The sequence below is a fragment of the Pseudomonas flexibilis genome (assembly GCF_000802425.1).
Classification (GTDB): domain Bacteria; phylum Pseudomonadota; class Gammaproteobacteria; order Pseudomonadales; family Pseudomonadaceae; genus Serpens; species Serpens flexibilis.
The window spans coordinates 27820-40931 of sequence record NZ_JRUD01000009.1 but is presented as its reverse complement, the minus strand read 5'-3'; the positions used below and the strand labels follow the sequence as shown (position 1 = coordinate 40931).

Here is a 13112-nt window from a genome sequence, read left to right as displayed (position 1 = left end):
CGCCATGAACTTCAACCTCTCCGCCTGGGCGTTGCAGAACCGCTCGATCGTCCTGTACCTGATGATCCTGCTCGGCATCGTTGGTGCCGTGTCCTACACCAAGCTCGGTCAGAGCGAGGACCCGCCGTTCACCTTCAAGGCCATGGTCATCCAGACCCAGTGGCCGGGCGCCAGCGCCGAGGAAGTCTCGCGTCAGGTCACCGAACGCATCGAGAAGAAGCTGATGGAGACCGGCGCCTACGAGCGCATCGTCTCCTTCTCGCGGCCGGGCGAGTCGCAGGTGACGTTCATCGCCCGCGACTCCCTGCGCTCCAGCGAAATCCCCGATCTCTGGTACCAGGTGCGCAAGAAGATCGGCGACATCCGCCACACCCTGCCCCAGGGCGTCATCGGGCCGTTCTTCAACGACGAGTTCGGCACCACCTTCGGCAACATCTACGCGCTGACCGGCGACGGCTTCGACTATGCGGTGCTCAAGGACTATGCCGACCGCATCCAGCTGCAGCTGCAGCGGGTCAAGGACGTCGGCAAGGTCGAGCTGATCGGCCTGCAGGACGAGAAGATCTGGATCGAGCTGTCCAACACCAAGCTGGCCACCCTCGGCCTGCCGCTGACGGCCGTGCAGCAGGCGCTGGAGGCGCAGAACGCGGTGGCCGCCGCCGGGTTCTTCGAGACCGCCAGCGACCGCATCCAGCTGCGCGTCAGTGGCCGCTTCGAACGCGTCGATCAGATCCGCGACTTCCCGATCCGTGTCGGCGACCGCACCTTCCATCTCGGCGACGTGGCCGAGGTGCATCGCGGTTTCAGCGATCCGCCGGCGCCGCGCATGCGTTTCATGGGCGAGGACGCCATCGGCCTGGCTGTGTCCATGCGCGATGGCGGCAACATCCTGCTGCTCGGCGAGGCGCTGGAAGGCGAGTTCGCGCGGCTGCAGGCCAACCTTCCGGCCGGCATGCAGCTGAGGAAGGTGTCCGACCAGCCGGCCGCCGTGCGCACCGGGGTCGGCGAGTTCGTCCGGGTGCTGGCCGAGGCGGTGATCATCGTGCTGCTGGTGAGTTTCTTCTCGCTGGGCCTGCGCACCGGCCTGGTGGTGGCGCTGTCCATCCCGCTGGTGCTGGCGATGACCTTCGCCTGCATGTACTACCTGGGCATCGGCCTGCACAAGATCTCCCTGGGCGCCCTGGTGCTGGCGCTGGGCCTGCTGGTGGACGACGCGATCATCGCGGTGGAGATGATGGCCATCAAGATGGAGCAGGGCTACGACCGGCTCAAGGCGGCCAGCTACGCCTGGACCAGCACGGCCTTCCCGATGCTCACCGGCACGCTGATCACCGCCGCCGGTTTCCTGCCGATCGCCACCGCGCAGTCGAGCACCGGCGAGTACACGCGCTCGATCTTCGAGGTGGTGGCCATCGCCCTGCTGGTGTCCTGGATCGCCGCCGTGATGTTCGTGCCCTGGCTGGGCCATCGCCTGCTGCCGGACCTGGCCAGGCTGCATGCCGCCAAGCATGGCAACCAGGCCCATGACCCCTATGCCACGCCGTTCTATTCGCGGGTGCGCCGGGTGGTCGGCTGGTGCGTGCGTCGCCGCAAGACGGTCATGCTGCTCACCCTGCTGGCCTTCGTTGCCTCGGTGATGCTGTTCCGTCTGGTGCCCCAGCAGTTCTTCCCGCCGTCGGCGCGCCTGGAACTGATGGTTGACATCAAGCTGGCCGAGGGCGCCTCGTTGCGCGCCACCGAGGACGAGGTGGCGCGGCTGGAGACACTGCTCGCCGAGCAGCCGGGCATCGACAACTACACCGCCTACGTAGGCAGCGGTTCGCCGCGCTTCTACCTGCCGCTGGATCAACAGCTACCGGCCACCAGCTTCGCCCAGTTCGTGGTGCTGACCGACAGCATTGAGTCACGCGAGTCGGTGCGTGCCTGGCTGATCCAGACCCTGGCCCAGCAGTTCCCGAGCCTGCGCAGCCGCGTGTCGCGCCTGGAGAACGGCCCGCCGGTGGGCTACCCGATCCAGTACCGCGTCAGCGGCGAGCACATCGACGAGGTGCGCCGCCTGGCCCGCGAAGTCGCCGCCCGGGTGCGCGCCAACCCCCACGTGGCCAACGTGCACCTGGACTGGGAGGAGCCGAGCAAGGTCATCCACCTTGACCTTGACCAGGAGCGCGCCCGCGCGCTGGGCGTGAACACCGCCGAGCTGTCGCGCTTCCTGCAGGCCTCGCTGTCGGGCACGCGGGTCAGCCAGTACCGCGAGGGCAACGAGCTGATCGAGATCCTGGTGCGCGGTGGCGAGGAAGACCGCCGCAGCCTGAGCCTGCTGCCCAGCCTGGCGGTGCCCACCGACAGCGGCCAGAGTGTGCCACTGTCCCAGGTGGCGACCCTGGAGTACGGCTTCGAGGAAGGGGTGATCTGGCACCGCAATCGCCTGCCCACGGTGACCGTGCGCGCCGACATCTACGGCGAGGAGCAGCCGGCCACGCTGATCGGCCAGATCCGTCCGGCGCTGGACGAGGTGCGCGCCAGCCTGCCCGACGGCTACCTGCTGGAAGTCGGCGGCACCGTGGAGGATTCCGCGCGCGGCCAGAAATCGGTGAACGCCGGCCTGCCGCTGTTCGTGGTGGTGGTGCTGAGCCTGCTGATGCTGCAACTGCGCAGCTTCTCGCGCTCGCTGATGGTATTCCTCACCGCGCCGCTGGGATTGATCGGCGTCACCCTGTTCCTGCTGGTGTTCCAGCAACCGTTTGGCTTCGTCGCCATGCTTGGGACCATCGCCCTGTCCGGGATGATCATGCGCAACTCGGTGATCCTCATCGACCAGATCGAGCAGGACATCGCCGCAGGGCATGAGCGCTGGAATGCGATCATCGAGGCCACCGTGCGCCGCTTCCGGCCCATCGTGCTGACCGCCCTGGCGGCGGTGCTGGCGATGATCCCTCTGTCGCGCAGCGTGTTCTTCGGGCCGATGGCCGTGGCCATCATGGGCGGGCTGATCGTCGCCACCGTGCTGACCCTGCTGTTCCTGCCGGCGCTGTATGCGGCCTGGTTCCGGGTGCGCAAGGATGAGGGCGCGAGGGCGGGCTGAGGCTTTTCTGTGGGAGCGGGCGGGTCCGCGAGCTGGGCGGGGGTTTTCCGAAAAGCTCGCGAATGCATTCGCTTCCACAGCGGTACCATGGCTGTCCGACGAAAGGAGTCTCCCATGCCCGCGCCCCGTATCCTGCTGCTCACCCTGCTGGCCATGCTCGGCTTCGCCGGCAACTCCCTGCTCTGTCGGGTGGCGCTGAAGAGCGGCGCGCTGGATGCCGCCACCTTCACCAGTGTGCGCTTGCTCTCCGGCGCGATGATGCTCTGGCTGCTGGTCAGCGTTGGGCGGCGGCGCCCCGAGGGCAGCTGGCCTTCGGCCCTGGCGTTGTTCGTCTATGCCGCCGCCTTCTCCTTCGCCTATGTGCAACTGGATACCGCCAGCGGCGCGCTGCTGCTGTTCGGCGCCGTGCAGCTCGGCATGCTGGCGGCCGCCTGGCGGCGCGGCGAGCGTCTCGGCCGCTGGCAGGCGGCGGGGCTGGTGCTGGTGATCGGTGGTCTGTTGGTGCTGTTGTTGCCGGGCGCCAGTGCCCCCGATCCGCTCGCCGCGCTGCTGATGCTGGGTTCTGGTCTGGCCTGGGCGCTGTATTCGCTGCGCGGGCAGGGTACCAGCGATCCGCTGGCGGCCACCGCTGGCAACTTCCTGCGCGCCACGCCGCTGGCGCTGGTCTTGAGCATCGTGCTGCTGGCCGATGCGCGCTGGGATGCCATGGGACTGTTTTACGCGGTGCTGTCCGGCGCCCTGGCCTCGGGTGTCTGCTATGCCATCTGGTACAGCGCGCTGCGCGGGCTGACCGCCGTGCAGGCCGGCACCGTGCAGCTCAGCGTGCCGATCCTCGCCGCGTTGGGCGGCAGCCTGTTGCTGGCCGAACCTTTCACGCCGCGCCTGGCGCTGGTCTCCGTAGCGGTGCTGGGCGGCGTGGCGCTGGTGCTGCGTGCCCGGGCCGCCAAGCGCTGAGGCTCAACTTCGTGGCGGATGGCGGGTCGTAGGGTGGTCAACGTCACGTTGGCCACCAACCCGCCGGCACGGCGGACCAGAGCGAGAGCCCCGTAGGGTGGGGAAACTCGCGCAGCGATTTCCCGCCGAGCAGCCAATGGGAGGAGAGAGTCATGCTACCCCGATTCAAAGTCGGCGACCACGTCAGCTGGAACTCCGAGGCCGGCCGGGTAAGCGGGCGGATCACTCGCGTGCACACTCGCGACACCACGTACAAGGGCCACCCCCGCCATGCCAGCGCGGAGCACCCGCAATACGAGATCCAGAGCGACAAGACCGAGCACGTCGCCATGCACAAGGAAGACGCGCTGACCCGGCTCGACGACTGATGCCGGGCCGCGTCTGGACCATCGGCCATTCCAACCTGCCGGTGGAGCGCTTCCTGGCCCTGCTGGAACGGCACGGCATCGAGGCGTTGGCCGATGTGCGGCGCTTTCCCGGCTCGCGGCGCTGGCCGCAGTTCGGCGCCGAGGCGCTGGCGCAACGGCTGGCCGAGCGGGGCATCGAATATCAGTGGTTCGAAGAACTGGGCGGGCGGCGCCGGCCGTCGCCGGACTCGCCCAACGACGCCTGGCGCAACAGTGCGTTTCGCGGCTATGCGGATCACCTGGCCAGCGATGAATTCGCCACGGGTCTGGCACGGCTGCTGGCGCTGCTCGCGCGCAAGCGCACCGTGCTGATGTGCGCCGAGGTGCTCTGGTGGCGCTGTCACCGTTCGCTGGTGGCGGATGTGTTGCAGGTGCGTGGATTCCAGGTGCTGCACATCCTTGGCGAGCAGCCGGCCACCGAGCACCCCTACACCGCACCGGCGCGGCTGTTCGAAGGCCGCCTGAGCTACCGCGAAGGGCAGGGGCGTCTGCTCAACGAGGCTGCGCGGCAGCGCGGCGAGCAGGGGAAATTGCCGCTTTGAAGGCGGCTGAGCGCGGTGCCTGTCCCCCTCTCCCATGAAGGGAGAGGGGAGGCAGGGTTACGGCTCGACGCTGTCCGGCTGCGGACTGCGCTGGCGATCCAGGGTGACCTGGCGGATCGACAGGCGCACCTCGGCGGGCAGCACGCGCTTGGCGACGCTTTCCACCAGCTCGCCCAGCTTGGGATGGTGGCTGAGCTTGCCCTCGGCGTCGGTGCGCAGCACACCCTGTTCCAGCAGCGTAGCGATGAAGTGGCGGAACAGCGTCTTGTCGAAGAACTCCGGGGCGTTCAGCCCATGCAGGATCGACAGGCGCTGGGCCATGACCGAGCACAGGCTTTCCAGCTCCTCGGCCGTCAGCGACTGCTGCGGGTGGTCGAGGATCAGCGCGATGGTCATGTAGAAGCGCTGCAGGGTCTGCACGATCGAGCGCGACAGCAGGGTGAGCAGCACGAATTGTCCGGAACTGGGCGCCGGGCGAATGAACACATCGTCCTCGCGGCGCAGCAGCTGCATGTCGACAAAGGCGTCCAGCCACCGGTCGACCGCCGCCTCCAGCTCCTCGGCCTCGAAACGGATGAACAGCTCCGCCTGCAGGTACGGGTACTGCGCGCGGGTGTAGCGCAGGATCTGCTCGCGGCTGATGCGTCCGCTGTTCTGGAAGAAGCTGGCCAGCAGGGCGGGCAGGGCGAAGATGTGCAGCACGTTGTTGCGGTAGTAGGTCATCAGCACCGCGTGCTGTTCGTTCAGGTAGATGATTTCGCCGAGCGCATCGCGCTGGCTGTCGATCAATTCCATGTCCAGCACATGCTGGATCAGCGCCTCGCCATTGCCCTGCGGCACGGTGGTGTGCGGCGAGTAGGGCACCTGGCGCAGCAGCGTCTGGTAGGCCTCCAGTATGCTGGCCAGGCCGGGACGGTCGATGGCCAGCTTGCTGGTGGAGAGCATGACCATGGCCACCAGGTTGACCGGGTTGATCGCCGCCGCCTCGTTGATGTGGCGCGCCACCTCGGTGCCCAGCTGGTTGGTCACGCCGTTCAGCCATTCGGGACGGTAGTCCGGCCCGCCGCTGTTCTGGCGCCAGTCCGGCTGCCGGCGGTCGAGGAACTCGGCCAGACGGATCGGCTCGCCGAAGTTCACCGACACCTGGCCGAAACGCTGGCGCAGCGCGCCGAGTACGCGGAACAGGTCGCCGATGGACTCCTTCTTCTTCGCCGCGCCGCGCAGCTCGCCCAGGTAGGTGCGGCCCTCCAGTACGCGCTCGTAGCCGATGTACACCGGCACGAAGGCGATCGGCAGGCGGCTGGAGCGCAGGAAGCTGCGCAGGGTGATGGCCAGCATGCCGGTCTTCGGCTGCAGGGTGCGCCCGGTGCGCGAGCGGCCGCCCTCGACGAAGTACTCCACCGGGAAGCCCCGGCTGAACAGGGTGTGCAGGTACTCGTTGAACACCGCCGTGTACAGCGGGTTGCCCTTGAAGGTGCGGCGCATGAAGAAGGCGCCGCCGCGGCGCAGCAGTCCGCCGATCACCGGCATGTTGAGGTTGATGCCGGCGGCGATGTGCGGGGTGCTCAGGCCGTTGCGGAACAGCAGGTAGGAGAGCAGCAGGTAGTCGATGTGGCTGCGGTGGCAGGGCACATAGATGATCTCGTGGCCGTGGGCGATGTGCTTCACGCCGTCCACGTTGTTGACCTGTACGCCGTCGTAGATCTTGTTCCAGAACCAGGTCAGCACCAGCTCCAGGAAGCGGATGGCGGTGTAGGCGTAGTCGGAAGCGATCTCGTTGCCATAGCGCAGGGCGCGGGCCTCGGCCTTTTCCAGGCTGATGCCGTCGCGTTCGGCTTCGGCGGCGATGGCCTCGCGTACCAGCGGCGCATGCACCAGGCCCTTGACCAGGTTGCGCCGGTGCGAGATGTCCGGGCCGATCACGGCGGCCTTCTGGTTGCGGAAATGCACGCGCAGGATGCGGTGGGCCATGCGCTGGGTGCGTTCGGCACCCTTGCCCTGGCTGACCAGTTCGCGCAACTGGATCGGCGCGGAGAACTGCACGCGGGTCTTGCGGCCGAGGAACAGGATGGTCAGCAGCTTGCGCAAGCGCCCGGTGACCGCCCAGCTGTCGGCGAACAGCAGTTTCCACGGGCTGGTTTCGCGTGACGGCGACTGACCCCAGTACACGCTGACCGGCACGATCTGCGCCTCGGCCAGCGCGTTCTGGCTGACCAGGGTGACCAGGCGGGTCAGGGTGGGTGCAATCACCGGCTTGCTGCGCCGGCCGAGCCAGCGCGACGGCGCGTCGAGGAAGAAGCAGGCTTCCGGCTCCTGGTGGCCCTCCATGGATACCTGGGCCAGCGGACGGGGCAGGGCATTCTTCCGGCATTCCTGCTCGACCACCATCAGGTCGCTCAGGGACGGACTCTGCAGCACGTAGAACACCGGCTTGCTGCGATCGAGGTCCAGTGTCAGGGCGGATTTGCCAATGGTCTCGGAGCGAACCCAGAGATACAGCAGGCGACGCAAGGTGCCGACAACCAGACGGCTAAAGGGAAGGCGGGGCATACGGGATTCAGGTCAAACGAGCAATTGCTCGGGAGGCGCTAGTGTGCCCCATGGCGGGGCGGTGGAAAAGCGTAAAACGCTGAAACGCAATGACCTTTGACAGGCGCGCGGACCGGTCGCTGGCGTCTTGCCAGTGCCGCCGGGCTGCTTCTATAGTCCGCCGTCATTTGCAGGCACGGGTGACGGGCCGCGCAGGCGCCTGGCACCCGCGACAACGGAGGGTTAATCAAGCCATGATCGAACTGCGCCAATTGACCAAGCGCTTCGCTCGGCACACGGCGGTCGACGCCCTGTCCCTGACCGTGCGCCCCGGCGAGGTACTGGGCTTTCTCGGACCCAACGGGGCCGGCAAGTCCACCACCATGAAGATGCTCACCGGCTTCCTGGCGCCCACCTCGGGCACCGCCCTGATTCAGGGCTTCGATATCCAGACCCAGACCCGCCAGGCCCAGCGGCTGATCGGCTACCTGCCGGAAGGCGCGCCCTGCTACGAAGACATGCGCGTCGGCGCCTTCCTCGGCTTCATTGCCGAGGTGCGCGGCTACCGGGGCGAGGAGCAGCGTCGGCGGGTCGCCCGCGTGGTCGAGCAACTTGAGCTCGATCGTGTCCTGGGTCAGACCATCGACACGCTGTCCAAGGGCTTCAAGCGCCGCGTCGGGCTGGCCCAGGCAATCCTCCACGATCCGCAGGTGCTGATCCTCGACGAACCCACCGACGGGCTGGACCCCAACCAGAAACACCAGGTGCGCGAGCTGATCCGCGGACTGGCGGCGGACAAGATTGTCATCATCTCCACCCACATCCTCGAAGAAGTCGGCGCCCTGTGCTCCCGCGCGGTGGTGATTGCCAACGGCCGGCTGGTGGCCGACGACACGCCGCTGGCCCTGGAACGTCGCTCCCGCTATCACCAGGCGGTGACCCTGGTCAGCGATGAGGCGCTGGACAGCGAGGCGCTGCGCGCGCTGCCCGGCGTGGCGGGCATCGAGCGCAACGCCCGCGAGCACAGCCTGACGCTGCTGGCCGCGCCGGGGCAGGTGATCTATCCGCAGGTCAGCGAACTGATCCGCCAGCGCGGCTGGGCGGTGCGCGAGCTGGACGTCGAGCGCGGCCGGCTGGATGAAGTGTTCCGCAACCTGACCCGGGGAGAGGCGGCATGAGGCAGTTGTCGGTGATCTTCAAGCGTGAGCTGGCCAGCTATTTCGCCACGCCGCTGGCCTATGTGTTCCTGATGATCTTCCTGGTGCTGTCCGGGGTGTTCACCTTCTACCTGGGCGGTTTCTATGAGCGCAACCAGGCCGATCTCACCGTGTTCTTCGGTTTCCATCCCTGGCTGTACCTGTTCCTGGTCCCGGCCATCGCCATGCGCCTGTGGGCCGAGGAGCGCAAGTCCGGCACCATCGAACTGCTGATGACCCTGCCGATCAGTCGTGCCGAGGCAGTGGCCGGCAAGTTCCTCGCCGCCTGGGTGTTCGCCGGGTTGGCGCTGCTGCTGACCTTCCCCATGGTGCTGACCGTCAACTATCTGGGCGAGCCGGACAACGGCGCCATCCTCACCGGCTACCTGGGCAGCTGGCTGCTGGCCGGCAGCTACCTGGCGGTGGGCGGCTGCATGTCGGCCCTGGCGCGCAACCAGGTGATCGCCTTCATCCTCGCGGTCAGCGTGTGCTTTCTGTTCATCGTCAGCGGCTTCCCGATGGTGCTCGACCTGTTCAGCGCCTGGGCGCCGCAGGGGCTGGTCGACGTGGTGGCCTCGCTGAGCTTCCTGGTGCGTTTCGACGCCATCAGCAAGGGCGTGATCGACCTGCGCGACCTGTTGTATTTCCTCAGCTTCATCGCGGCCTGGCTGGCTGCGACAGCGGTGGTGATCGATCTGAAGAAGGCGGACTGACCCATGAAACGCATCCTGTATTCCGGACTCGGGCTGCTGCTCATCGCCGTGGCCTTCCTGCTCTTCAACGGCCTGTCCGGCGCGCTGCTGAGCGGCGCGCGACTGGATCTCACCGAGCAGAAGCTCTACACCCTGTCGCCGGGTACCCGGCAGATCCTCGCGTCGCTCGACGAGCCGCTAACCCTGCGCCTGTTCTATTCCGACCAGGCCACCGGCGAGCTGCCGGCGCTGCGCAACCAGGCGCGGCGTGTCGAGGAACTGCTGCGCACATACGTGCGTGCCGCCGATGGCAAGCTGAGCCTGCAGGTGATCGATCCGCAGCCGTTCTCCGAGCAGGAGGACGAAGCGGCCCAGGCGGGCCTGCAGGCGGTGCCGCTGAATACCTCCGGCGACCAGGTCTATTTCGGCCTGGTGGCCAGCAATGCGCGCGGCGACCGGCAGGTCATTCCGTTCTTCGCGCTGGATCAGGAGGCGTTCCTCGAGTACGAGATCAGCCGGCTGATCCATGGTCTTGTGCGACGTGAGCTGCCGGTGGTGGGTGTGCTGTCCGGGCTGCCGCTCAATGGCGGCTTCGACATGCTGGCCCGCCAGCCCACCGCGCCCTGGATGATCATGGAGGAGATCCGCCAGCTGTTTCGCATCGAAAGCCTGGACGCCGATCTCGACGAGATCCCCGAGCATGTCTCAGTGCTCATGCTGGTACACCCCAAGCAACTGTCGCAGCCGACGCTGTATGCCATCGACCAGTTCGTGCTGCGCGGCGGCAAACTGCTGGCGTTCGTCGACCCCTACAGCGAGGCGGATACCGGCACTGGCTTCCCGGGCGAGGAGATCGAACGCGCCTCCAGTCTCGACCCGCTGCTGGCCGCCTGGGGTGTGCGCCTGGCACCCGGTCAGGTCCTCGCCGACGGCGGCTACGGCATGACCGTAGGGATGGGTGCGGGCCGTGCGGTGCGCCATCCGGCCTGGGTCAGCCTGCCGTCCGAGGCAGTGGATCCGGAGGATGTGGTCACCGCCGGCCTGGAGGCGGTCAACCTGGCCAGCGCCGGTCTGCTCGAACCCCTGGCGGGCGCCAGCACCCGTTTCACGCCACTGCTGCGCAGCTCGCCGCTGAGCATGCCGGTGGACGCCAAACGCCTGGGCGTGCTGGGCAATCCCGAGGAGCTGCTGCGCGACCTGCGACCGGACGGCCAGCGCAAGGTGCTGGCCGCCCGCATCGAAGGGCCGGCGCGCAGTGCCTATCCCGAAGGCATCGAAGGTCGCAAGGACGGCCTGCAGGAGGCCGGGCGCATCGACCTGATCCTGGTGGCGGATACCGACCTGCTCAGCGATCACCTGTGGGTGCAGGTGCAGCAGTTCTTCGGTCAGCGGGTGCCGCAGCCGTTTGCCGACAATGCCGGCTTCGTTGTCAACGCGCTGGACAACCTGGCCGGCTCCCCGGCCCTGATCAGCGTGCGTTCGCGCGGCCGTTACCAGCGCCCGTTCGAGGTGGTGCAGACGTTGCAGCGCCAGGCGGAGACGCGCTTCCTGGAACAGGAACAGCGCCTGCAGCAGCGCCTGGCGGAGACTGAGCGCCAACTGGCGGAGCTGCAGCGCCCGGCGGATGATGGACAGCTGCTGGAACTGAACGCTGAGCAGGAAACGGCGGTGCGCCGCTTCCTCGACGAGAAGCTGCGTATCCGCAAGGAACTGCGCGAGGTGAATTACCAGCTCAACGCCGATATCGAAGCCCTGGGGCGGACGCTGAAGTTTCTCAATATCGCCCTGGTGCCGCTGCTGCTGACGCTCGGTGCGCTGGCAGTGTGGTTCTGGCGTCGGCGGCGGGCCTGATGAAGCCCTGGCTGGCGCTCGCGCTCTTGCTACCGTTTGGCGCGCTTGCCGCGCCGGCGTCGTCCTGGACGGCGCGGCTGGCGGAGCTGGATGGGCTGGAAGTGCACCGCGCAGGGCTGCCACCCGTCCGCCTGGCGCGCGAGAACGAACGCTGGGTACTGGTCGACAAGGCCGGGTACCCGGCCGACCTGACACTGGTGCGGACCTTTCTGGCCGCCCTGGCCAGCGCGCAACCCCTCGAGCACGTGGCAGCCGAGGCAGTGCCTCGCGACATCCGCATCACCTTGCGCCATGGCGAGGCCGTGGAGTCGCTCCACCTGGCGAGTGAAGCCGGCCAGGAAGGACGCCTGCTGTATCGAGGAGACGAGCTCCGGCCGTGGCGGGTGGACGGCGTGCTGCCGTTGCCACTGCAGGAGTTGCACTGGCTGGATCGCCGACTGATCACCGTTCCGCCCGCCGAGATACGTGAACTGCAGTTGCACAAGGCCAACGGATCGCAGCTGGTGTTCTTCCGGCACGGCGATGCGCCGATGCGCCTGGAGCAGTTGCCTGGCCTGCAGGTACCGGATGCGCGGGCGCTCGACGAGCTGCTGGCGGTCTTCGCCGATCTGCGTTTCAGCGAGGTGGTGCCTCAGGACCAGTTGGCCTTCAGCAAGCGCCCCCGGCTGCGCTTCACCCTGCGTACCCAGGCGGGCGCAAGACTCGACGGTGCGGTTTATCGTCACAGAAGCTTCCACTGGCTGACCCTTTCTCCGCGCAGCAGCCTGCCGGAGGCGCAGTGGGGGGGACGGGCCGGTTGGCTGTATCGACTTGAATCCTGGCAAGTTTCCTTGCTGGAATGCGAACTGGCTGCCTACAGCGGGCAACGGCAGTCAAGGCATTGAGCCAGCAAGTTGGCCAAAAGGGGTCTTTTCAGAGCAGGCGGTTTCTTTATACTGCCCGGGCGGTCCGCTCTGCGAGCAAGCCTTTCAGTGGGGAGCTGAGTCTCGCCGGCATCATGGAACGCACTGGCCCCTCGATGGATTCCAGGGGGCCCCTACTAATAAAAATTGCTTAGTTGGAGATGTGGTAAAGATGGCTAATCGTGAATTGGGCACCGTCAAGTGGTTCAACGACGCCAAGGGGTACGGATTCATCCAGCGTGAGGGCGGCGCTGATGTGTTCGTCCACTACCGTGCCATTCGTGGCGAAGGTCACCGCACCCTGACCGAGGGACAGCAGGTGGAGTTCGCCGTCATTCAGGGCCAGAAGGGCCTGCAGGCCGAAGACGTTGCCGCACTCTGACTAAGCAAAAAGCCCGCCCTCCGGCGGGCTTTTTGCTGTAAGCGTGTCGAGCAGTGCTTCCATCAGGGTCGGGCCGTCGGATGGCGGCCGATCCTTTCGTCAGCCCGTGCGCCAGGCAATCTCTGTCACGCCCTCGTCGCTGACCCGCAGCCAGCGGTCGGCGTCTTCCTCCCCCAGCTTCTCATCCCAGCTCCCCGGCGAGCAGCGTACTTCCACGCCCAGCGCGGCATGGGCCGCCTGCGCGCAGGCGAGGTCGTCCGCCCAGGGCGTGGCGTCGCTTTCCAGGTACAGGCTGTGCCACTTGCCCACCGCCTGCGGCAGCCAGGTCACCTCGATATCGCCGCTGAGGCACTTGAAGGTCTGCCCCTTGCGTTGCCAGGGCGTGCAGGGGCCGATGGCCTGTTCCAGCCAGGCGGTCACGGCCTGCTGATCGGCGTCCTTGAGATAGATCTCGATGTCCGGTTGGCGCATGAAGGGCGATCCTGAAGAAGGGCGGAAAGTGGGCGGAGTTTATCCTGTTGCGGCGATGTCTGTACCGGGCTGTCCGCTCCCACAAACAAGCAGCGGCCTGCACG

The 13112-nt window shown here is 67.2% G+C and carries 11 protein-coding genes; 9 read left to right on the top strand and 2 right to left on the bottom strand.

Annotated elements, in window-relative coordinates:
- Window positions 1-4 precede the first annotated feature (4 nt).
- From SF06_RS07540 to SF06_RS07525, 4 genes are all read left to right on the top strand, one after another.
- Window positions 5-3082 carry an efflux RND transporter permease subunit gene (locus SF06_RS07540; protein WP_039560585.1) on the top strand — a complete coding sequence of 1026 codons (3078 nt, stop codon included), beginning with the start codon at window positions 5-7 and terminating at the stop codon, window positions 3080-3082.
- 114 nt (window positions 3083-3196) lie between these two features.
- Window positions 3197-4036, top strand: coding sequence for a DMT family transporter (locus SF06_RS07535; protein WP_039560583.1), 840 nt, complete (start codon window positions 3197-3199; stop codon window positions 4034-4036).
- A gap of 152 nt (window positions 4037-4188) precedes the next feature.
- Window positions 4189-4404, top strand: coding sequence for a hypervirulence associated TUDOR domain-containing protein (locus tag SF06_RS07530; protein ID WP_039560581.1), 216 nt, complete (start codon window positions 4189-4191; stop codon window positions 4402-4404).
- A complete protein-coding gene (locus SF06_RS07525; RefSeq protein ID WP_027589242.1) occupies window positions 4404-4985 on the top strand; it encodes a DUF488 domain-containing protein in 582 nt (193 codons plus the stop codon). Before SF06_RS07530 ends, SF06_RS07525 begins: the two co-directional genes overlap by 1 nt.
- A gap of 57 nt (window positions 4986-5042) precedes the next feature.
- On the opposite strand, the gene plsB is transcribed toward SF06_RS07525, so the two are convergent.
- Window positions 5043-7535: a glycerol-3-phosphate 1-O-acyltransferase PlsB gene (plsB, locus tag SF06_RS07520; RefSeq protein ID WP_027589241.1), complete on the bottom strand. Its 2493-nt coding sequence runs from the start codon at window positions 7533-7535 to the stop codon at window positions 5043-5045.
- Window positions 7536-7768: 233 nt separating this feature from the next.
- Between plsB and SF06_RS07515 the strand changes: the two genes are divergently transcribed.
- The 5 genes from SF06_RS07515 (at window position 7769) to SF06_RS07495 (ending at window position 12537) form a co-directional block, all read left to right on the top strand.
- Window positions 7769-8692: an ABC transporter ATP-binding protein gene (locus tag SF06_RS07515; RefSeq protein WP_039560580.1), complete on the top strand. Its 924-nt coding sequence runs from the start codon at window positions 7769-7771 to the stop codon at window positions 8690-8692.
- Window positions 8689-9423 carry an ABC transporter permease subunit gene (locus SF06_RS07510; RefSeq protein WP_039560579.1) on the top strand — a complete coding sequence of 245 codons (735 nt, stop codon included), beginning with the start codon at window positions 8689-8691 and terminating at the stop codon, window positions 9421-9423. The genes SF06_RS07515 and SF06_RS07510 overlap by 4 nt, the downstream gene beginning before the upstream one ends.
- Window positions 9424-9426: 3 nt before the next feature.
- Window positions 9427-11253: a GldG family protein gene (locus SF06_RS07505; protein WP_039560577.1), complete on the top strand. Its 1827-nt coding sequence runs from the start codon at window positions 9427-9429 to the stop codon at window positions 11251-11253.
- Complete coding sequence (locus SF06_RS07500) at window positions 11253-12137, top strand: DUF4340 domain-containing protein (RefSeq protein WP_139326716.1); 885 nt, start codon at window positions 11253-11255, stop codon at window positions 12135-12137. The genes SF06_RS07505 and SF06_RS07500 overlap by 1 nt, the downstream gene beginning before the upstream one ends.
- A gap of 190 nt (window positions 12138-12327) precedes the next feature.
- The gene (locus SF06_RS07495; protein ID WP_027589236.1) at window positions 12328-12537 is read left to right on the top strand and encodes a cold-shock protein; all 210 of its coding nucleotides are present in this window, start codon (window positions 12328-12330) and stop codon (window positions 12535-12537) included.
- Window positions 12538-12636: 99 nt separating this feature from the next.
- Here SF06_RS07495 and SF06_RS07490 read toward each other — a convergent pair whose 3' ends face one another.
- On the bottom strand, window positions 12637-13008 hold the full coding sequence (locus tag SF06_RS07490; protein ID WP_039560571.1) for a hypothetical protein: 372 nt from the start codon (window positions 13006-13008) through the stop codon (window positions 12637-12639).
- Window positions 13009-13112: the final 104 nt, after the last annotated feature.

Bases quoted from the DNA above. Each gene is read 5' to 3' on its own strand.
- SF06_RS07495 (WP_027589236.1), top strand. From the start codon at position 12,328: ATGGCTAATCGTGAATTGGGCACCGTCAAGTGGTTCAACGACGCCAAG.
- SF06_RS07535 (WP_039560583.1), top strand. From the start codon at position 3,197: ATGCCCGCGCCCCGTATCCTGCTGCTCACCCTGCTGGCCATGCTCGGC.
- plsB (WP_027589241.1), bottom strand. From the start codon at position 7,535: ATGCCCCGCCTTCCCTTTAGCCGTCTGGTTGTCGGCACCTTGCGTCGC.
- SF06_RS07500 (WP_139326716.1), top strand. From the start codon at position 11,253: ATGAAGCCCTGGCTGGCGCTCGCGCTCTTGCTACCGTTTGGCGCGCTT.
- SF06_RS07490 (WP_039560571.1), bottom strand. From the start codon at position 13,008: ATGCGCCAACCGGACATCGAGATCTATCTCAAGGACGCCGATCAGCAG.
- SF06_RS07510 (WP_039560579.1), top strand. From the start codon at position 8,689: ATGAGGCAGTTGTCGGTGATCTTCAAGCGTGAGCTGGCCAGCTATTTC.
- SF06_RS07505 (WP_039560577.1), top strand. From the start codon at position 9,427: ATGAAACGCATCCTGTATTCCGGACTCGGGCTGCTGCTCATCGCCGTG.
- SF06_RS07540 (WP_039560585.1), top strand. From the start codon at position 5: ATGAACTTCAACCTCTCCGCCTGGGCGTTGCAGAACCGCTCGATCGTC.
- SF06_RS07515 (WP_039560580.1), top strand. From the start codon at position 7,769: ATGATCGAACTGCGCCAATTGACCAAGCGCTTCGCTCGGCACACGGCG.
- SF06_RS07525 (WP_027589242.1), top strand. From the start codon at position 4,404: ATGCCGGGCCGCGTCTGGACCATCGGCCATTCCAACCTGCCGGTGGAG.
- SF06_RS07530 (WP_039560581.1), top strand. From the start codon at position 4,189: ATGCTACCCCGATTCAAAGTCGGCGACCACGTCAGCTGGAACTCCGAG.